Genomic DNA, 19228 nt, shown 5'->3' with positions numbered 1-19228 from the left:
GCCTGGCGCGCCTTCAGCGGGTGAGGCTCATGTAGAGCATAGGAAGCTTTTCGGGCAGGCGTTCGACCTTGTCGATCACCGTGAAGTTCTTGACGCCGAAAATACGCGAGACGTACAGATCGGCGTGCGGATCGAGCGACAGCGCGTAGACCGTGACGCCCTGCTGCAGCAGTTGTTCGACTGCGCGCTTGGTATCGTGCCGCAGGTATTGCGGGTCGCGCACATCGTTGTCGGCGGGCTCGCCGTCGGTGACGACGAAGCAGATTTTCTTGCGCTTGGGCTGCTGCTCCAGATAGTGCCCGGCATGGCGCAGCGCAGCGCCCATGCGGGTGGAGTAGCTGCCCTTCATGCCGGCCAACCGCGCACGGGCGAGATCGCCATAGGGCTGGTCGAAATCCTTGAAGCGGTAGTAGTGCACATCGTGCCGCCCGTCGGAGCAGAAGCCGTGGATGGCGAACGGGTCACCGATGCGTTGCAGCGCTTCGGCCAGCAGCACGGTGGCGGCGCGGGTGAGATCGAGCACGGAATAGTCGTGGCCGCGCACCTTGTCGTTGGACGACTCGGACATGTCGAGCAGCACCATCACGGCCAGATCGCGCTGCGCACGCTTGAGCCGCACCATGATGCGCGGGTCGGGCTGAACACCCATGCGCACATCGGTCATGGCGCGCACGGCGGCATCGATGTCGATGTCGTCGCCGTCTTCCTGGCGCCGGATGCGCTGCAGACCCTGCGGAATCATCGACTCGATGAGAAATTTCAGACGCGACACCACCGGCTTGTGCTCGGCCAGAATGGCGTCGATCACCGCCAGGTCGCCCACCGGCGGATGACGCTCGAGCACGGTGGCCCAGCTTGGGCGGTCGAGCTGGATCTGATAGTCCCACTCGGGATAGTGAAAGGGCTCGGAAATCGGCGGGCGGCCTTCGAGCGAGTTGATGGTCACCCCTTCCTGGTCGAGGTAGAACTCGGTGGGCAGAATCCAGACCTCCTGCGCGTCGTCACCGGCGAATTCGTTGTCGACTTCGTTGACCATCTCCATGACGCTGACCTTGCGCCGCACCTGCTGCTGCGTCTCCCAGGTGGCCTGCAACGCCTGCGCTTCGTCGTACTCCTCCAGTTCCCAGATGGCGCGGTTGTCGTCGCGATAAAGCGCGCGCAGACCATCGGTGCGGCGGTTGTATTCCGGCAGATCCAGTGCCGCCAAGGGGTGTGAGAGGTCGATGCCTACGTTCCAGCTGAATTTCGCATCCAGCAAGTCGGGCTGGGCGCGAAAATGGGCCACGCCCTGTTGTACCCAAGGATGCGGATCGGCGCTGTGCTCCTCCAACAGCGCGCGCGCGAGTCGGTTGAGCAGATCGCCCACGGTCTTGGGCTCGCTGTAGTCGGCAGGCGGCTGCAGGGCCAGCCACGCCTCACGCATATTGGGAAACTGAGCAATAGCCAGCGCCTCGACGCGTGCGTCTTCGATGACTTCGATCAGGCCGATCTGCAGCGGCGACAGGGCCTGCATGGACAGCGGCTCGGTGGTGAACACCAGATGCGCGGCGCAGTGGTTGGCCGCAGCGCGATAGACGTCCAGCGCGCTGACGATCTGCTCTGACGGCGTGTCGGGGCCGAGAGGGCGAAAGTCGTCGTAGGCATCGGCGATGTGAATGACGTAGCGCTCGATGAAGGGCTTGAGACCTTCGCGGTTTTCGTAGTCGCCTGCGGTCGGGCGCATGAAAAAGTCGCGTCCCCACATCGCCCGCAGATAGATGTTGAGCCGACGCTGAACATCCACGAACAGCGTGCCTTTGCGCTCTTGCTGCAACATCGAAAGCGCATCGGGGCTTTGCAGCGAAAAGTAGGCGACCTGCCCGTCAAAATCAGCCTTGTAGGCCTGCGCGCCCCACTGGGCCCAGCGCCGCAGCCCGCCCAGGGTGAGCTGCGACAGCAAACGCTCCAGGTTTTCGAGCATGGGCCGCAAGCCTCGCGGCGCCTGTGCCAGCATCAGCGACAGCACGCTGAGAAACTGCCGAAACAACTCTTCGTCGCCCAACCGCTGACCGGCCAGGGGCGCAGTGGCAGCGATCAGCGCCAACACCTGGCCAGAGGTCTTGGAAGCCATGGCCAACAGAAAATTGACCAGATCGGGCAGCACGTCCTCACCGATGGCGCGGGCCAGTTCGGGCATGGACTGCAGGTAGGTGATCACCAGCTCTTCACCGCGGCCAAGCTGGTGCAGCGCGGCAGCTCCCTTGAGGAAGTTGTCTAGGCCGCGCGAGGAGAAGGCGCGCGCCGCCTCGTTCCAAGACGCGCGCAGGACGTCCTGCGCACCGCTCGGCAGCTCGTCGACGAGTTCCTGGAATTCTTCGAGGTGAATGGCCATGATGGACTCACTGCGCGCGGCCTGCCGCCCGTGGCGACTGGGGGCCGCAGCGCTAGCGAAGGTCAGAAATAGGTGGTCACCGCGGCGTCCAGCGCATCGCGCATGTCCGGATCATCGGTGATCGGTCGAACCAGCGCCATGCGGCAGGCTCCCAGCGGCGCCACACCCTGCGCGATCAGCGAGCCGGCGTAGATGAGCATGCGGGTGGAGATACCTTCGTCGAGCCCGTGCCCCTTGAGATTGCGCGAGCGTTCGGCGATGTGCACCAGATTCTTGGCCACCTCCAGACCCACACCGGATTCATGCGCCACGATCTCGGCTTCGACTTCGTGCTCGGGGTAGTGGAAATCGAGCGCGGCAAAACGCTGCTTGGTGGATTGCTTGAGGTCCTTCATCAGGCTCTGATAGCCGGGGTTGTAGGAGATGACCACCTGGAAATCGGGATGCGCCTCGATGATTTCGCCCTTCTTCTCCAGCGGCAGAATGCGCCGCGCATCGGTGAGCGGGTGAATGGCGACCGTGGTGTCCTGCCGCGCCTCGACCACTTCGTCGAGATAGCAGATGGCGCCCAAGCGAGCGGCCATGGCCAGCGGGCCGTCTTGCCAGCGGGTGCCGTTGGCATCGAGCAGATAGCGGCCCACCAGGTCGGAGGCGGTCATGTCTTCGTTGCAGGCCACGGTAATCAAGGGCTTGCCCAGCTTCCAGGCCATGTATTCGACGAAGCGGGTTTTGCCGCAGCCCGTGGGGCCCTTGAGCATGACCGGCAGGCGCACGGAATAAGCCGCCTCGTACAGCTCGACTTCGTCGCTCAGCGCACGGTAATAGGGCTCGCGGGCGACACGGTAGGCGTCCAGCCCGCTCGCAGGCGCTGCGCTCAGATCGGCTGCCGGGCGATGGGCGGCAGGCATGACGGAACCGGCTCGCGCAGGACGTGCATCCTGACGGGGGGCATAAGTGCGAACGTAGTCTTCGTGACGCATGGCAATCTCTTTCGACAAAGCGCGGAACGGCTCAGGGCCGACCGGCGCGAAAAACACAATCGGGCAATCAATCGGGCCAGACGCGCTGCGGGAACAGCGTAGAGGCCGACGAGGCAGGCTCTGCCGCCAGGGGCATTGCCGACGCCTTGGCGACCGTGCGCGGAGCAGGCTTGGCGACTGCGGCTGCCTTGACTGCGGGCGCGGGCTTGCTCGCCGCCTTAGTGGCGGGCGTTGCGGCGCGAGCCGGGGCGCCGGCTGTCTTGGCGGGTTGGGTGGAGCGTGCCTGACGCACGCTTTGGGTCAACTTTTCCTTGATGCTGCTCATGATGGGTAAACCTCCTTGAGTATGGCGTCGATTTCGTCCGCAGCGCCCTGGCCACGGGCGCCCATCTGGTAAACCGACAAGCCGTCAAGCGCCGAGGCGCGATAGATGGCGCGGCGGCGCATGGCGGCCTGCAGCACGGGCAGGCCGAACTCGGCCAGCGCATCCTGCATGGCGGCCGAAAGGGCGCTGCGTTGCTCGATCTGATTGAGCACCAGAAAGGCACGCAGTCCCGGGTTTTGCGTGCGCGCGGCTTCCACCTCTTGCGGCAGGCGCAGGCTGGCCCAAAGATCCACCGGCGAGGGCAGTACGGGGATGAGCGCGACATCGGCGGTCCGCAGCGCCTGGCTGGAGGCATGACTGTCGAGCGAGGGCGGACAATCGAGCACGATGTGCTGATAGGCCTTGTAAGTCTGCCGAAGCCCGGCGCCGTCCCAGCGGCCCGAGATCTGTTTGACCGTGGCCGGGTAGGGCTGCGCGCCTGCGCCACCCCATTGCAGCGCAGAGCCTTGCGGATCGAGGTCCACCACCACCGTCGGCCCGCGCCAGGCCAGCCCGGCAGCCAGATTCATGGCCAGCGTGGTCTTGCCAGCGCCGCCCTTCTGGTTGATGACGGCCAGCACTTGGGCGGCTGCCATGACTCAGCCCGAACTTCCCGCCAAGGCATCCACCCGGGCGGCAAAGGCGCGCTCGGCCTCGCCCAGCGTGGCGCCGTCGGCCGCATCGAGGGTGATGTTGACGTAGGTCGTGCCGAAGTTGATGTTCTGCGGATGCTGCCCGGTTTCTTCGGACAAGGCCGCCAGCGCATCTAGAAAGGCACGCGTCTGGGCGTAACTGCCGAAGGCGAAGCGCTTGAACAGCATCGGCGGTTTGCCCTGCTCGCGCCACGATGCGGTTTGTTCATCCATGTGAGGCTCCTTCGGTATGCTGCACCCGCTGCAGATGTTGCGATTCTTCGTTGAGCAGGCGCGCAAACAAGGCGGCCGACTCGCCATCGCGCACCCGCTGCGCATGACGCAGGGCGTCTGCATACAAATGCACCGCTGAGGTCTCGAGCTGCGCGTCATGCACCTGCAACTCGGCCGGACTGCGCCCCAGACGAGCGGGCGGCAAATTGCCCGCGCAAGGCGCGATGCCGTGCAGAATGAGTTGTTTCATCAGCGCGCTGGCGTGATCGAGTTCTTCGAGCGCCTCGCGCCGCAGCTCAGCGGCCAAGGCCGCATCGCCCCACAGCCGGGCCAGCACGCTTTGGGCAAGGTACTGCTGCACTGCGGTCATTTCATGACCGAGTGCGCGCGTCAACCAACCCAGGGTGCGGGAATCTACCGGCATATGGACCTGCGTGCTTGGCTGCGTATTTAACTGCGGGTGGAGGTGATTTCCGCGTCGCGGCCACCGCCCTCTGCATCGGGGCTGGTCGGCAGTATGCCTTCCACCTCGTTGTGCACGCGGGCGATGATGTGCGCAGCCACCAGGCCGTCGCCCACGCGCTCGCACGCATCGGCGCCTGCACGCACCGCCGCGTTCACCGCACCGGTTTCGCCACGCACCAGTACGGTGACGTAGCCCCCCCCCACGAACTGGCGACCGATCAGTCGCACTTCCGCTGCCTTGCACATCGCGTCGGCCGCTTCGATCGCGGGCACCAAACCACGCGTTTCGATCATGCCAAGGGCAATACCCGTCACACTTGCCATTTCCAAATCTCCATCAGGTTTCACCTCATCCGCCGCTGGGCGCAACCATGCGGGCGGGGTCGGCGCATTCATGCTGAACGCCAATCAGCGCCAATCAGCGCCGATCAGGCGCTCGGCGTGGAAGGCAGAATACCTTCGACTTCGCTATGCACGCGGGCGATGATGTGCGCAGCCACCAGGCCGTCACCCACGCGCTCGCAGGCATCGGCACCCGCGCGCACCGCCGCGTTGACCGCGCCGGTTTCCCCGCGCACCAGTACGGTGACGTAGCCGCCGCCCACGAACTGGCGACCGATCAGTCGCACTTCCGCTGCCTTGCACATGGCATCAGCCGCCTCGATCGCCGGCACCAGTCCGCGCGTTTCGATCATGCCCAGGGCAATTCCATTCACGTTCGCCATTTCTCGCTCCTCAAAGGTTTGCAATTACCAATGCCTGCCGCCAGCTCAGGCCGACGGCGCTTCGGGCAGAATGCCCTCGACTTCGCCATGCACGCGGGCGATGATGTGCGCAGCCACCAGGCCGTCACCCACGCGCTCGCAGGCATCGGCGCCCGCACGCACCGCCGCGTTCACCGCACCGGTTTCGCCACGCACCAGCACTGTGACGTAGCCGCCTCCCACGAACTGGCGGCCAATGAGGCGCACGTCCGCCGCCTTGCACATGGCATCCGCTGCTTCAATCGCCGGCACCAGGCCGCGTGTTTCGATCATTCCCAGGGCAATGCCCATCCGTTCAGCCATTTGTCACTCCTTGTCTAAAAGTCGACTTCCCACCCATAAGCACCGAGCCCGGTGCCCGAGGTGCCCTCTTGCTCACACGACTGCACGGAAAACCCGTTGACGGGTTCACTCCTCCCAGCCCTCGATAATTCCGCAGATGGTCAGATCCGTGGTGACACTCGGGTCGGGCATGGCCAGCCTTGCTGCACTGCCCAGGGTGGTAAACACCCATTTGCCCACCGGCGCACCCACCGGATCGGTGGCCACCTGAATATTGCCTGTCTGTCCCTGCAAAACGCGCAACGAAGCGGACTTCAGCCCCGGCGCACGCCGGGTACAAACCAGTTCGTCCTTGACGCGCCAGATTTCCATCAGCCCTCCGCAGTCCAATGGTCGATGATGCCGACGATGGTCAGATCGGACGGAAAATCCTTGGCGCCTGCTGCATCCCGCGCAGCAGAAGAACCCACACAGATCACCCAATCTCCCGGCACACAGCCCACTGCATCGACCGCCACGCTGCGCGTGCCACCCGCTTTTTCCTGGACGACGAGCAGCGGACGATGACCGAACGAATCGATCCGATTCGTCGATACCAGCGTCTTTTCCACTCGCATGATGCGCATCTGTCTTCCCTCAATGTCCTGAGTCCGCCTCCGCCTCGTCAACGAACACGCAGCGTTCGGTGTCGAAACGGTCGGACAGCGCCATGCGGCAGGTCAGCAGTTCCCGCGCAACCAGCGCCGGATACCTCGCTTCGATGGCCGCCTTGACCTGTTTTGCGCGGTTGAGCGCGCGTTCGCGCGAGCCGGGCACGCGCGACGAATAGTAAAAATGCACCAACACGGGCACGCTCAGGCCATGCCGCACGTTCAGGCCGGTAAAAATCTTGATGCCGACATCGACATCGGCCGCACCTTCCTCGACCGTATCGAGGTGGGCGAAGTAGTACTTATTGCGCATCTGCACATACTGCGTGGCCTCGCCGGCGCAGATGAACTCTTCGTCGTGGCCCAGCACGGTGTAGCGGCCCTGATGGTGATGGATCACATACTCGATCTGCGACAGATTGGCCTCAGCCAGCGCCAGTACTAGCTGGCGCATGCCCGGGATCATCACGCCGCGTCCCTGCGCCCAACCGTCCATGTTCTGCGCTTCGTCCACCCGCTGCGCAATGTGAGCCCGAGCGGCTTGTGCCGTCAGCCCCACGGTTTCGCGGTACAGCTCTGCCGTATCGACGTAACGGTAGGGATTCACATCGCCGTCGGCATCCGGCAGGTGAATGCGCAGCGCATCCACATCCGTATCGAGGCCGACGAGCAGAATGTCCGGCGCGGCGCCCACGCCATAGGTACGTTCGATGGCGATGCGCAATTCGTCCAGACGCTGCTTGGCCGACTCCACCGCCTGCTTGTCATTGCTGGCATGAAAGGCGCAGCCCTGTTCATGCGAGTGCGAGCTGCTGAAGTGGTACACCGCGATCTTCAGATAGTTCTGCGATTCGCCACCGGGAATTCCGCCGCTCAAGCGCTCGATCTCGCGATGACCCCAATCGACCATATCGGCTTCGACATCGAACATCGCCCCCGCATACGCCTTGAGATAGACGTTGCGGTTGGGCGCCATGCGAAAGACGAAAGGCAGCAAACCTTGCAGGCGACCGTCGGCGCAGGGAGTGACGTCCACGGTGTGATAACCGCAGGCGGCGAGAAACTCGGGCGTGAGCGCCATGCGGTTCAGCCACAGCGACTGGTCGGCATCGGTGCGATCCACGCAGACCTTGAAACTCTGGAAAATGCAGTGCGTATGCAGCGCCTTCATGTCCAGGCCTGACACCCAGGCATCGTCGAGCAATTGTTGCGGCAAGGCATAGCCCAGCCGTTCCTGCGCCAGCCGCTGCGCGCGCTCGGCGAAGTCTCGCTCGTGCTGCAGCGCGGAGATTTCCTTGAGCACGTCGACAATGCCGCTGAAGCGGCCGCGCACGATGCGCTCATAGTCGGACAAGCGGCAGTTGAGCTCGGAATCGACCAAGGCATGTTCGCAGCGCTGCCCGGGGCCGATGACACAGGCCGGGTTGTCGATCGCATGCTCGTCTGCATGCAACGCGGGGCGGACGGCGTGCAAATGCGGCGCGGAGACCTCCTGCGTCGGCAGGTAGGCGCCACTGGCCTGGAGAGCCGTTCTGCGCTTGAGCGTGTTCATCGAACTTGCCCTCGCCTCAGCCGCGCGCGCCGCCGGAAACGGTCACCGGCGCACCGCGTTCGGTGTTGCCTGACGAGCCGGTCACACGCGACGCAGGCACCTCGGGACGCTCCACCTCGCGGAACGTGGTGGCATTGGCGCCCGCACCACGGGGCTGGCCGCGCATCGACAGATTGCGCATCAAGCTCGACGTGCCTTCCGTGCCGGTTACGCGCGATTTGTCGAGCCACACGTCACCCGAAACTTTGGTGCCTTGCTGACTGCCCTCGCCACTCAGGCGCTGCGCCGCACGTTGCAGCAGGGCGTCTTTCTGCACCTGCTGCTGGGCTTGCAGTCGCTGCACATCCTGCTTGCGGAACTCGGGGGTGCCGGTAATCAGACCTTCGGCCTTGTTGATCGAGCCGGAGATGCGCTCCGAGCCCATACCGTTACCGGTCACGGCTTGATCGCGTTCACGTCCCAGCGAGGCATGCCCGCGGGTCAGAATGCTGAAGCCCGCAGGAGCCGGATCGCGCACAGGCTCCTCGACCGGTCGAGCGCGCGAGACGAAACGGCCACTGGTGGCGCATTGGCCCGGCATGGTGTCCATGCCCAGATAAGGCGTGCCAGTCACCGGCTCGCAGGCGCCACGTTCGTCACCGGTCATCACCGAACCTCCGGCACCAGGCCGGTCTCCGGTAATGGCGCGCAGCGAAACCGTGGTGCTGTCACGTTGCAGGTTGCGCTGCTGCTGCAGCGCAGGCGCCGCGCAGAACTCGGCATACTGCCCCTGGCCGAAATAGCTGTTGCCGCTGATGGGCGCACAGGCGCCGGCCTCGTTGCCGGTGACGCGCTGACTACGGCCCGCATGGCTTCCTGTGACCTTCTGACCCTTCCAGGTCTGGTCGACCGCCACTTTCGCGACGGGCGCGATGGCCGGTGCGGTTTCGCACACTGCGGCCAGTTGTTGGGTGCCGATATAGTCGACGCCGGTGACGGGTTGGCACCCGTATGACTCATCACCGGACAATTTTGGGCTGGGCGCGACCTCTGAACCGGTCACCGACCGGCCACTGAGCGTCTGCATCGTACTGACCTTGGCCGGAGCCGCAGTGGAAGCGCCGCCGAAGTCTTTGGCATTGAAATACTGATTGCCCGTGATGGCGCGAGCGGAACCCGCTTCGCTGCCGGTCACTTGCGAACTGCGACCCACATCGGTGCCGGTCACACTCTGACCATCTCGGCTGGACATCACGCTGACCTTGCGCGGCTGCGCCGGGGCTTCGGTGCCGCAGACCTGCACGAACTGCTCGCTCGACAGATATTGCGTGCCCGTCACCGGGCGGCAGGCGCCGGCCTCATCGCCCGTCATACCTTTGCGCGCACCCAGACCCGTTCCCGTCACGGCCTTGCCTTGCGCCGTGGTGGAAATCTCGACCTTGTTCGGCGCGGTATCCGCACTGGCCATGCTGTAACTGGTGCCGGTGACGGTGCGATCCGAGCCTTGCTCGCCGCCGGTCACTTTCACCGGGCGATCCACCAAAGTGCCGGTGAAGCGCTGACCCATTTCAGTGGTGCCGCGGCCGACCTTTTGAGCGCCGGGTTGAGGACGGGTGTCGCAGAATTCTTGGTAGCGCTCTGCGCTCAAATAGTCGGTACCGGTGATGGCGCGGCAAGAACCCGGCTCGTCGCCGGTCATTTTGGAGGACCGGCCCACTTCGGTGCCGGTGACACGCTGTTCGCGCAGCGTGGTGCTCACACCCACCTTCGGCGGGTTGGGAGCGGGGCGGGTCTTGCACAAGGTGTCGAATTGCTCGGAGCCGATGTATTCGGTTCCGGTGATGGCGCGGCAGGATCCCGGCTCGTTGCCGCTGACGCGCTGGCTGCGTTCGACTTGAGTGCCCGTCACGCGTTGGCCCGAAAGGGTGTGACCTTCCTCGACCTTCATCGGCACGGGAGCCTGCGTGTTGCGAGCCTTCATGCGACCACTGGGGCGCGAGGACTCGGCAGAGGCGCAGGCGCCCGCGCGGCCGACGAGCGACTGCACATGACGGCGCTGCATCGCCACTTGGCGAGCGGTCGCCCCCTTGCTCATGGCGACCTGCCAATCCTGCCCTGGAAGCGACGCCGCAATCTTGGTGGCCTGCGCCACACGACGCAGACCGGCCTTGCCATCCTGCGCCAGCGCGGCACGGCGGGCCTGCGCCAGGGCGCGACCTCCCGCCATCGGCACCGCGCGAACAGCGTTTGACACCTCGGCAGCGGGTGCGAACATCGCGCTCTGGGTGGATGGCGCTGCAGCCGCATCGGCGCAACCACAGGACTGCTCGGTGGCGCAGCCGCAACTCGCGGATGCATCACGAGAAGAAGCCTCACTAGAGATCGCAGCGACCGAGGGGCGCAGATGCGCGCTCGGGCCGCCGCTTCCAGCCAGTTTGATCGCTGCCTTGCCCTGCTGCGACAGCGCCTGGCGGCGCGCACGCGCTGGACTGAGCTGCGTCTGCGGCGGATTCAAGGACGCGGTGGGCGCAGAGGCGGAAGCAAAGGCGGCCGCACGCACGACAGGGGCTGCCGATACGGCGGAGGCGGGCCGCGACTGCGAAGAAGCAGCAGAAAATGCGGCAGCCATCTCCGGCCTTTGGCGCGCAGGGGCGCCAGCAGGCTTGGCCGAGCCGGCCTTGCCATGCAGCGCCATGGCCTGGCGCCGCTTGAGTGCCAGCTCACGACCCGAAAGGGTCGCCTGCGCATGGCGTTCGGCAGGATATGTCATGGTGGACCTCGAAGCAGAGAAGTCGTGAATTCAGAAAACTCGGAGCCTGAACCCGAGGCACGCGGCCCCGGAAAACCGGCGCGACGGCATCCATGCCATCACGCCAGATCCGCGATCAGCGGTAGACCACGAACGCGAGACCCTGGCTCTGGGCGTAGTTGTCATAAGCGACAAAACGCACCATGTGGTCAGGAAATTCGCGGTGGCAGGCCTCAAGTTCAGCCAGCACCGCATCGACGGACTGCTCGCCGAACAGCGGCAGCTTCCACATGTACCAGAAGCTCACGCGAGCTGAGGTGCCCTTTTCGGTGTGCTCCACCGCGGGGTTCCAGCCCTGGGCGATGGTGTAGGCAATCTGGCGACGCACCTGTTCGGGCGTCATTTGCGGCAGATAAGAGAAGGTTTCGTACTTCTTGGTGGCTTTGTAGGCTTGCACAGTGGCCATGATGAATTCCTTTGAGAGCAAACGGTGTCAGGCAGCGGCGGCCTCAGCGGCCACCGCACCGGGATCGGTCACTTGTTGGTGACGTCCAGCTTGTCGACGGTGTCGAACTCGAACTTGATTTCTTTCCACGTTTCCATGGCGATTTTCAGTTCGGGCGAATGCTGGGCGGCAGCGGTGAGAATCTCGCGGCCTTCCTTTTCGACCTGACGACCTTCGTTGCGGGCTTGCACGCAGGCTTCGAGCGCCACGCGGTTGGCTGCGGCGCCGGCCGCGTTGCCCCAGGGGTGGCCGAGGGTGCCGCCGCCGAACTGCAGCACGGAATCATCGCCGAAGATGGTCACCAGCGCGGGCATGTGCCACACGTGAATGCCACCGGAGGCCACGGCGAAGGCGCCGGGCATGGAGCCCCAGTCTTGATCGAAAAAGATGCCGCGGCTGCGGTCTTCCGGCACATACGATTCGCGCAGCAGATCGATCCAGCCCAGGGTGGAGGCGCGGTCGCCTTCGAGCTTGCCCACCACGGTACCGGTGTGCAGGTGGTCGCCACCCGACAGACGCAGGATCTTGGTCAGCACGCGGAAGTGGATGCCGTGGTGCGGGTTGCGGTCAAGCACGGCGTGCATGGCGCGGTGGATGTGCAGCAGCATGCCGTTGTCGCGGCACCATTGCGCCAGGCCGGTGTTGGCGCAGAAGCCGCCGGTGATGTAGTCGTGCATGATGATGGGCGCGCCGATTTCCTTGGCGTACTCCGCACGCTTGAACATTTCGTCCGGGGTCGGGGCGGTCACGTTCAGGTAGTGGCCCTTGCGCTCGCCGGTTTCCTGCTCGGCCTTGAGCGTGGCTTCCTGCACGAAGTCGAAACGCTGCTTCCAGCGCATGAAGGGCTGCGAGTTGATGTTCTCGTCGTCCTTGGTGAAATCGAGACCGCCGCGCAAGCATTCGTACACGGCGCGGCCGTAGTTCTTGCCCGACAGACCCAGTTTGGGCTTGATGGTGCAGCCCAGCAGCGGACGGCCGTATTTGTTGATCACGTCGCGCTCGACCTGGATGCCGTTGGGCGGGCCGTTGCAGGTCTTGACGTAGGCGATCGGGAAGCGGATGTCCTCCAAACGCAGGGCGCGGATGGCCTTGAAGCCGAACACGTTGCCCACCAGCGAGGTGAACACGTTGACCACCGAGCCTTCTTCGAACAGGTCGATCGGATAGGCGATGAAGGCGTAGAAGCAGGTGTCGTCGCCGGGCACGTCTTCGATGCGATAGGCGCGGCCCTTGTAGTAGTCCATGTCGGTCAGCAGGTCGGTCCACACCGTGGTCCAGGTGCCGGTGGACGACTCGGCCGCCACAGCGGCTGCAGCCTCTTCGCGATCGACGCCCGCTTGCGGGGTGATCTTGAAGCAGGCCAGTAGATCGGTGTCCAGAGGGGTGTACTCCGGCATCCAATAGGTTTGCCGGTACTCCTTAACGCCGGCCTGATAGGTCTTAACTGCCATATCGATCACTCCTTAGCGATGAAACGTGACAAAAATTTCAATGTTCTGGCCAACAGGTACGGGCGGCCAACAAAAAGTCTCTTTGATACCGCAACACAGAAAAAGTCGGGACGACCCGTCTTGCGTTGCGCTGCTTGGAATTCCAAGCAGCCGTGAGAGGTCAGAAGATCTCTGCACAAACCGCATATCCTTGAAAGCGGATTGAAGAATACCGCCCCGCTTACATAAGAATCAATTTATATCGACAACACTTTCGTTCAGGAAAACTAAATCATCCGATCCGTCTCGGCGCCGATCAGTTGCGGAATTTGATGGGGCGCCCGACCTGAATGTCGTGCACGAACACCACGCCGGAGTGCGCCTCGAAAAAGGGCTGGAAGCCTTCGAGCAGCGGGCCCACGAGTTCTTCGGGCACCGCAGCGATGATCATGATCAGCGCATCGTCCTCATTGAACATGAGGTGGCCTTCGTACATGCCGTGACTACCCTTGCCCGACAGGTTGCCGACGATGGTGTAACCCTTCACTCCGGCGCGGTCGAGCAGGTCGGTAGCGAATTCCTTGTGCGCTCCTTCCAGGATGATTTCGAGTTTTTTCAGCGGATACAGCTTGATGGCGTTCATGCGACGAGATCCTCCTGAGTCTGGGCAACGAGCGGTGCGCGCTCCTCCCATTGCCCGTTGTTGTAGACGAAAGGTTTGTAGCCCTGAGTGGGGTCGATGACGATGGCGCGGATCCAGCCGCCGAGCACCAGGCTCTTGACCTTGACCACGCTTTGCAGCGCCCGCCCGGCAAAGTCGAGCGGAGCTTCAATTAAGGCGATCAGCCGCATCGGCTCGTGGTAGGGGCGTCCTTCGCGCATCACCGTTTGCATCGGCAGGCCGGTGCGCAGGTCGCTCAGATTGCCGGTCATCACCCCGAAGCGTCCAGCGACGTTGTGATAGGCCTTGCTGCCACTGCCCATGTGGGCGTTATCGACGGTGGAGAAAAAATGCTCCAGGTTGATCCACTCGCCCACCACGACGGGCGCCGCGAGAATGTTCTCGAGCAGACGCCCCTTGGGGTCACAGCGCCAGTCGTAGGACTGCAGAAAGGGCCGCCCTTCCAGATCGGCCGCCTCGGTCAGACTGCGGCGACCGATGATGCCGTAGACGTTCTTCGATAGCCCCCACTCGGGCCGCGTCTGCGACCAATCGACCGCCAGACGGTGTGCCAGGCGGTAAGCATGGGCCGGATCGAGTTCACGCGGGCTGGACATCAACTTGGGCATGCGCTCGGCTGCGGCCAGGCGCGAAGCCGCCCGCAGGCCGTTGCGCAAGCGCTCCAGATAGACGAGCAGCCGCGGGGGCAGCAGGTCGAGGTCGAGCAGTTCGATGGAATCGGTGGTGGTGGTGTGCACGGCCGGCAGGAACCAGGTGTCTTCCGGGATGGTGATGCCCATGGTCGCAAGGCGCTCGCGCACCGCCGTCTTGTTGGCCATCTGGGACAGCACCCGGGCGTTGACCAGACCGCTGCCGCCACCGCAGGCGCCGCAATCCAGCGCCGACTCGTAGGGGTTGTTCTCGGTTTGACCCTGGTGGCCGACGATGAGCACGAAGCGCGAGAAGGTCTGGGTCAAACCGATCATGGTCAGCGCGGTATGCACATAGTTGACCTGCTCGTCGAGCGAGTAGCCAATTCGTCCAAGCCGCACCAGTTGGTAGCCGGCAAAGTCGGGATCGACGCGGTACACCTCGCGCAACTTGTCGATGAATTCGGCTTCTTGCTTGTCCGACACGCCGAACGACTCGCGCAGACGCGTGGGTCCGCTGCGGTGGCGCAGCGCGGTTTCGCGCAGTTCGCGGATCATGGCGTCATCGACCCGTTCGCGGTCGATGTGCAACTCGGCATGCAGCGCCTTGACGATCATGGCCCGCTGCAGGGTGCGGATGATGGAATCGGCCTGCTCGCGGGTGAGCTTGTCGACCAGCAGGCGGGTGACGGGTTTTTCGGCGTCGATGCGACTGCGCCAGCGGCTGTAGCCCAGCGGCGCCAGCGTCTTGCCGAACAGATCGAGACCGAACAACATACCCACCGCCTCGACGGTGACGTAGGGCGAGAGCACCGAGCTTTTGAGGTCGTGCAGCACATGCCCGAGGGTGCTGACAAAGTCTTCGTCGTTGGGATCGAGGGCCGCGGGCAGTTCAAGCACCAGATTCTTGGGCGTGACCACCGCCGGGCAGAAGTGGCTTTCGCTGCCTTTGCCGTATCCCAGAAAACCCACGGGCACGCCGAAAAATCCGGCGATGCCGAAGGTCTGATAGTCGCCCACGCGCTCCAAATGGCGGCGAATGGGTTCAGAGCGCACATCGATGCAAAACCAGGCCTGGGCAAACGGACGCTTGTCGGCAGGCAGGTCTTGGGGCACCTGCACCCGAGCCAGCAGATGGTCGATGGACTGCGCCTCCATCGCCAGAGTCCAGACCATGCCCTCCTGCTCGCCAAATTCCTGCAAGCCCTGCAGCAGCCCTTGCACCCCGCTGGGGTCGAGCGCTTCGAGCGCGAACGTGGCTTTGGCGGCAACGGCCAGCGCTCGCAACGCGTCGACCTGCTCCTGCGCGAGTTTGCGCTGCCACAGCGGCCAGTAGCGCTGCAGCAGGTCGTCGCAGCGGGCGCAGTGGCCACGCGCCAGCGTGTCGTCGATGCGCTGCGCCCAGTCGGGCAGCACCGCGCCGCTGTGCAGCGCTTCGCGCAGCAGACATTCGGCACTGCGCTCTTGCAGCAAGGCGTCGAGTTGCCCGCGCTGCACCGGCGTGCCGCGATGACGCGCGCTCTCTTGCAACAAGGCGAGCCCCACGATCAGCCGAATGGCCAGCAGATCGACGATGTCGGCCGGGTAGCGCTGCGCCCAGTAGTAATGCTTGGCCGAGGCCCGCCAGCGCACGAAGCCAGTCCAGCCGTGCAGGCGGGTGAGCTCGCGGGTGAAATAGGCCGACCAGTCCTCGGTGTCGACACCCATTTGCTCCATGACATGCACCACGGCGCTTTCGGCATCTTCGACGCGGTCGAGAATGCGCCGAACGTTGAGGCCCCGAAGAAACATGCGGGCATTGCGCCGGGTGACTTCGCTCCAGGCCGCAAACAGCCCGCGCTCGCGCCCTGGCATGCGCCAGGACGACTGGTCTTCGTCGAAAAAGTCCAGACAGCTCTTGATCACCAGTTCGTCGAGTTCGTCGGCCAGGCGGGTGCCCCACAAAGCATCGACCGCCTCGGGCAGGGTATGCGCGTGCAGACGCTGTTTCAGGGCGGGCAGCAGCGTGGCGACATCGACCGGCTGCGGAGTCGGGGTCTGCGCATGCAAGGCCGCGTACACATCGGCCGAGAGCGCGCCGGGAACGACAAAATCACGATCATGCTCGGCCTGCATCATGGCATGCAGCCATTGCGGCCAGTCGATCCCCGTCACGGAGGGCAGTTGCTGCGCGCGCCGTTCGATTTCCTGGGCCAGCGTCTGCGCTTGCACCTTGCCCTCACGCTGCCAGTGCTGATAGTTGCTGCGGGGCAGGAACATGCGCGCGTGAAACAACTCCGCGCCGCGGCGCACCGCCTGCTCGAACGGCAGGTGCTCCAGCCCGTACAGCGGATTGTGGTGAATGAAGGTGCGCATCGGCCAGAAATAAGGCACCGGTTCGCCCGCCACGTAGGCGGTCGAGCGCACCCGCAGGCGCTTCGCCAGATTCAGTGCATCGACCATACCCAACCCCCGATCAGACCCAGAGAAATTGCCGCCAGCGCTAGCAAAACCCACACGGCGGCCATCGTTGTCGACAGATCGACTGTGCCGACTGGCTGCGGCCAGGGCTCGCCGAACAAACTGTGCTGCCACAGCAGCGAAGCCGCCCAACTCCACAAAATCCAGACTGCAAGCACGATGAACACGCTAACGGCCGACACCTGGTGCAGCACGGCCAGCAGGGCGAAAAACCCCGGGAACGGCGGCGCGGCCAGCGCCGCCACCAGCGCCACCACCAGCGCCCCGGTGAGGCGGGGGTAGATCGCACCGAGCCGCCCGCGCAGGCCCAGATAAGCGCCGCCCAGACGACATTGCAGCGCACAGGCCAGCAGGGTGAGCACAGCAGCCGGCAGGCTCAGTGCCAGCGCCACAGCGATCAAGCGCTCACCCGACATCCCGAACAGCCAGGCCAGCCAGATCAGCGCCCAGGCCGAGGTGGCCTGCAGCCGCGCCCAAACGAACAGTTCGCGCACCGATAGCAGTCGCCAGGCATAGAACAGCGCGGTGAGCGCCGCGGCCACCTGGATCACGCGGGCCAACACACCGGTCGGCACAGGCACGCCGCCGAGCACCACCGCCCCCGCCACCGGCAGGGCAATGAGCAGCAGCGCGCGCAGCCAGTTGGGCAAGGCCTGGAGCGCAGCATTCACCGCCAGGCTGAAAGGCAGCAGCGGCAGCAGCAAAACGGCACAGATCAGCAGTTCGATCATCGCTTTCTTTCCCTCAAACCCAGCGCAGCCAGACGTTCACCCGCTTGGACGCCGCGACCGTGGCGCTCGACATCTGGGTGTAGATGTCGGAGATGTAGAACTCGCGCGAAAACAGGGCGTAGAGATTGAGATAAATGGCGTTCCACAGCGTGCCCTGCCGCCCTTCCAGATCGAGCGATTGCGCATAAAACGTCACCAGCCAGGCGCCGACCAGCACCAGAGTGAAGAAAATGATCATCAGATCGAAAGCCAACAGGTTGATGCCCGCCGCGGCATAGGTGGCGTCGCGCAACACCGGATCGGGATAAAGGAAGGTCTCAAACGCGTGGGCGATCAGGGTGTAGCCCACGACCACGATGAGGAAAGACAAAAAAATCAGGGTCAGCGAACGCCAAGGGTTCTCGCTGGGCAGCTTGTGGATGGAGAAAAACACCTGCGCCCCCGTGACCCAGCCAAAGAACAGCAGCACGATTGCGCCCTGTTTGTGGAAGAAGTCGGCGGCCACCAGCCAGTGCGACAGCCCGAGCACCACAGCGGGCACCAGCACCGTGATCGTCGCGGCCAGCAGCCAGGGCACCTTCACCGCACGCAGCGGGCGCCGTTCGACCACGAAGGTGTAGATGTCATCGGCGGGCACGCCGTCATCGCGCCGGGTGTCGCCAATGACATTGCCCGAGCCAAGAAACAGCGTGGCTTTGAACAGACCGTGCGCAATGAGGTGATACACCGCCAGTGAAAACGCCCCCAGGCCGCACTCCATGATCATGAAGCCCATCTGGCCCATGGTGGAGTAGCCCAACGACTTCTTGATGTCGTTTTGCGTGAGCATCAGCGCCGAGCCGAGCAAGGCCGTGACCAAGCCGACGACGAAAGCCAGGTGCAACACGTCCGGCGCGTGGATCAGCAGCGGTGCGAAGCGGTTGAACAGAAAGCCGCCCGCATTGACGATGCCCGCGTGCATCAACGCCGACACGGGCGTGGGGCCGTCCATGGTGTAGGGCAGCCAGATGTGCAGCGGAAACTGGGCCGAGCGCGCAAAAGCCGCCAGAGCCACCAGCAGAGCGGCCACCGGCACCACGGCCACGCCGCCCAGTTGCAGATGCGGATCGGCGGCGACGCGCGCGAACAGCGTGGGCAGATCCCACGCCCCATAGGCTTTGACCAGCAACAACGCAGCACCCACCAAAGGTAGGTCGCCCAAACGGTAGGTGATGAACGTCCAGAAGGCGTAGCGCCCGGTGACCTCGCGCTGGGTGTTGTGCCCCAACAGGAAATACAGCAACTGCCCCACGGCAAACCACGCCACCAGCAGCGTGATCAGATCGCCTGCGCTGACCATCAGCAGGATGGTCGCCGTCATCAGATCGAGCAGGGAGAAAAAGCGCACATAACCGGGCTCATCGGCCATGTAATTCAGCGAATACACATGCACGATCAGGCTGATGCCCGCCACCAGCACCGACATGGCCAGACTCAGCGGATCGAGCAGCAGTCCGATACTCTGCACGCCGACAAACAGCGACTGCCCCTGCGCGCCGCGCAAATGCTGCACCAGCAGCACCAGCGCCACCAGCAACGTGAGCGTGGTGAACACGATGCTCCAGCGCGCCGCGCGACGTTGATGGCCTCCGGATAACAGGGGAATCAGGGCAGCGGACAGCAGGGGCAAGGCTGGCAGGGCCAGCACGGCAACATCAATCCAGTTCATCGGCTTGGGGCTTTCGCACGGAAGTCTGCTGCAACAGATCGAAGGGGAGCGGCAGCCTGCG

19 protein-coding genes are annotated in these 19228 nt (G+C 64.2%); all 19 read right to left on the bottom strand.

Features of this window, described 5'->3' with window-relative positions:
• Positions 1–13: 13 nt before the first annotated feature.
• The 19 genes from B3H47_RS11810 to B3H47_RS11720 all read right to left on the bottom strand — a co-directional run bounded on the left by B3H47_RS11810 (position 14) and on the right by B3H47_RS11720 (position 19167).
• On the bottom strand, positions 14–2371 hold the full coding sequence (locus tag B3H47_RS11810; protein WP_013121935.1) for a nitric oxide reductase activation protein NorD: 2358 nt from the start codon (positions 2369–2371) through the stop codon (positions 14–16).
• A 62-nt stretch (positions 2372–2433) separates the two neighbouring features.
• Positions 2434–3351 carry a CbbQ/NirQ/NorQ/GpvN family protein gene (locus B3H47_RS11805; RefSeq protein WP_013104291.1) on the bottom strand — a complete coding sequence of 306 codons (918 nt, stop codon included), beginning with the start codon at positions 3349–3351 and terminating at the stop codon, positions 2434–2436.
• A gap of 67 nt (positions 3352–3418) precedes the next feature.
• Positions 3419–3676, bottom strand: coding sequence for a hypothetical protein (locus B3H47_RS11800; RefSeq protein ID WP_286987111.1), 258 nt, complete (start codon positions 3674–3676; stop codon positions 3419–3421).
• On the bottom strand, positions 3673–4311 hold the full coding sequence (gene parA, locus B3H47_RS11795) for a ParA family partition ATPase (RefSeq protein ID WP_286987108.1): 639 nt from the start codon (positions 4309–4311) through the stop codon (positions 3673–3675). The genes B3H47_RS11800 and parA overlap by 4 nt, the downstream gene beginning before the upstream one ends.
• Before the next feature lie 3 nt (positions 4312–4314).
• Complete coding sequence (locus B3H47_RS11790; RefSeq protein WP_013121933.1) at positions 4315–4581, bottom strand: 4a-hydroxytetrahydrobiopterin dehydratase; 267 nt, start codon at positions 4579–4581, stop codon at positions 4315–4317.
• Positions 4574–5005 carry a ferritin-like domain-containing protein gene (locus B3H47_RS11785; RefSeq protein WP_286987100.1) on the bottom strand — a complete coding sequence of 144 codons (432 nt, stop codon included), beginning with the start codon at positions 5003–5005 and terminating at the stop codon, positions 4574–4576. The genes B3H47_RS11790 and B3H47_RS11785 overlap by 8 nt, the downstream gene beginning before the upstream one ends.
• A gap of 26 nt (positions 5006–5031) precedes the next feature.
• Entirely contained in the window at positions 5032–5370 is a 339-nt protein-coding gene (locus B3H47_RS11780) for a BMC domain-containing protein (protein ID WP_013121931.1), read from the bottom strand.
• A 104-nt stretch (positions 5371–5474) separates the two neighbouring features.
• On the bottom strand, positions 5475–5771 hold the full coding sequence (locus tag B3H47_RS11775) for a BMC domain-containing protein (RefSeq protein WP_013104285.1): 297 nt from the start codon (positions 5769–5771) through the stop codon (positions 5475–5477).
• Positions 5772–5816: 45 nt separating this feature from the next.
• Positions 5817–6113, bottom strand: a complete 297-nt coding sequence (locus B3H47_RS11770) for a BMC domain-containing protein (RefSeq protein ID WP_013104284.1) — start codon at positions 6111–6113, stop codon at positions 5817–5819.
• A 105-nt stretch (positions 6114–6218) separates the two neighbouring features.
• Positions 6219–6464 (bottom strand): carboxysome peptide B, encoded by a 246-nt coding sequence (locus tag B3H47_RS11765; protein ID WP_013104283.1) that lies wholly within the window; start codon positions 6462–6464, stop codon positions 6219–6221.
• Positions 6464–6718, bottom strand: a complete 255-nt coding sequence (locus B3H47_RS11760; RefSeq protein WP_013104282.1) for a carboxysome peptide A — start codon at positions 6716–6718, stop codon at positions 6464–6466. The genes B3H47_RS11765 and B3H47_RS11760 overlap by 1 nt, the downstream gene beginning before the upstream one ends.
• A gap of 10 nt (positions 6719–6728) precedes the next feature.
• Entirely contained in the window at positions 6729–8294 is a 1566-nt protein-coding gene (locus tag B3H47_RS11755) for a carboxysome shell carbonic anhydrase (RefSeq protein ID WP_276729289.1), read from the bottom strand.
• Between the two features lie 16 nt (positions 8295–8310).
• Positions 8311–11043, bottom strand: a complete 2733-nt coding sequence (locus tag B3H47_RS11750) for a CsoS2 family carboxysome shell protein (protein WP_286987099.1) — start codon at positions 11041–11043, stop codon at positions 8311–8313.
• 115 nt (positions 11044–11158) lie between these two features.
• Entirely contained in the window at positions 11159–11488 is a 330-nt protein-coding gene (locus B3H47_RS11745) for a ribulose bisphosphate carboxylase small subunit (RefSeq protein ID WP_013104279.1), read from the bottom strand.
• A 68-nt stretch (positions 11489–11556) separates the two neighbouring features.
• Positions 11557–12978 carry a form I ribulose bisphosphate carboxylase large subunit gene (locus B3H47_RS11740; RefSeq protein WP_013104278.1) on the bottom strand — a complete coding sequence of 474 codons (1422 nt, stop codon included), beginning with the start codon at positions 12976–12978 and terminating at the stop codon, positions 11557–11559.
• Between the two features lie 295 nt (positions 12979–13273).
• Complete coding sequence (locus B3H47_RS11735) at positions 13274–13600, bottom strand: P-II family nitrogen regulator (protein ID WP_013104276.1); 327 nt, start codon at positions 13598–13600, stop codon at positions 13274–13276.
• Entirely contained in the window at positions 13597–16710 is a 3114-nt protein-coding gene (locus B3H47_RS11730) for a DUF2309 domain-containing protein (protein WP_286987098.1), read from the bottom strand. Before B3H47_RS11730 ends, B3H47_RS11735 begins: the two co-directional genes overlap by 4 nt.
• A complete protein-coding gene (locus tag B3H47_RS11725) occupies positions 16695–17459 on the bottom strand; it encodes a hypothetical protein (RefSeq protein WP_286987097.1) in 765 nt (254 codons plus the stop codon). The genes B3H47_RS11730 and B3H47_RS11725 overlap by 16 nt, the downstream gene beginning before the upstream one ends.
• Before the next feature lie 13 nt (positions 17460–17472).
• Positions 17473–19167: a proton-conducting transporter membrane subunit gene (locus tag B3H47_RS11720; protein ID WP_286987096.1), complete on the bottom strand. Its 1695-nt coding sequence runs from the start codon at positions 19165–19167 to the stop codon at positions 17473–17475.
• Positions 19168–19228: the final 61 nt, after the last annotated feature.

Source organism: Thiomonas sp. UBA7699 (assembly GCF_002482605.1).
Taxonomy (GTDB): domain Bacteria; phylum Pseudomonadota; class Gammaproteobacteria; order Burkholderiales; family Burkholderiaceae_C; genus Thiomonas; species Thiomonas arsenitoxydans.
The sequence above is the reverse complement of the archived record's forward strand: the minus strand, read 5'-3'. Positions and strand labels throughout refer to the sequence as shown.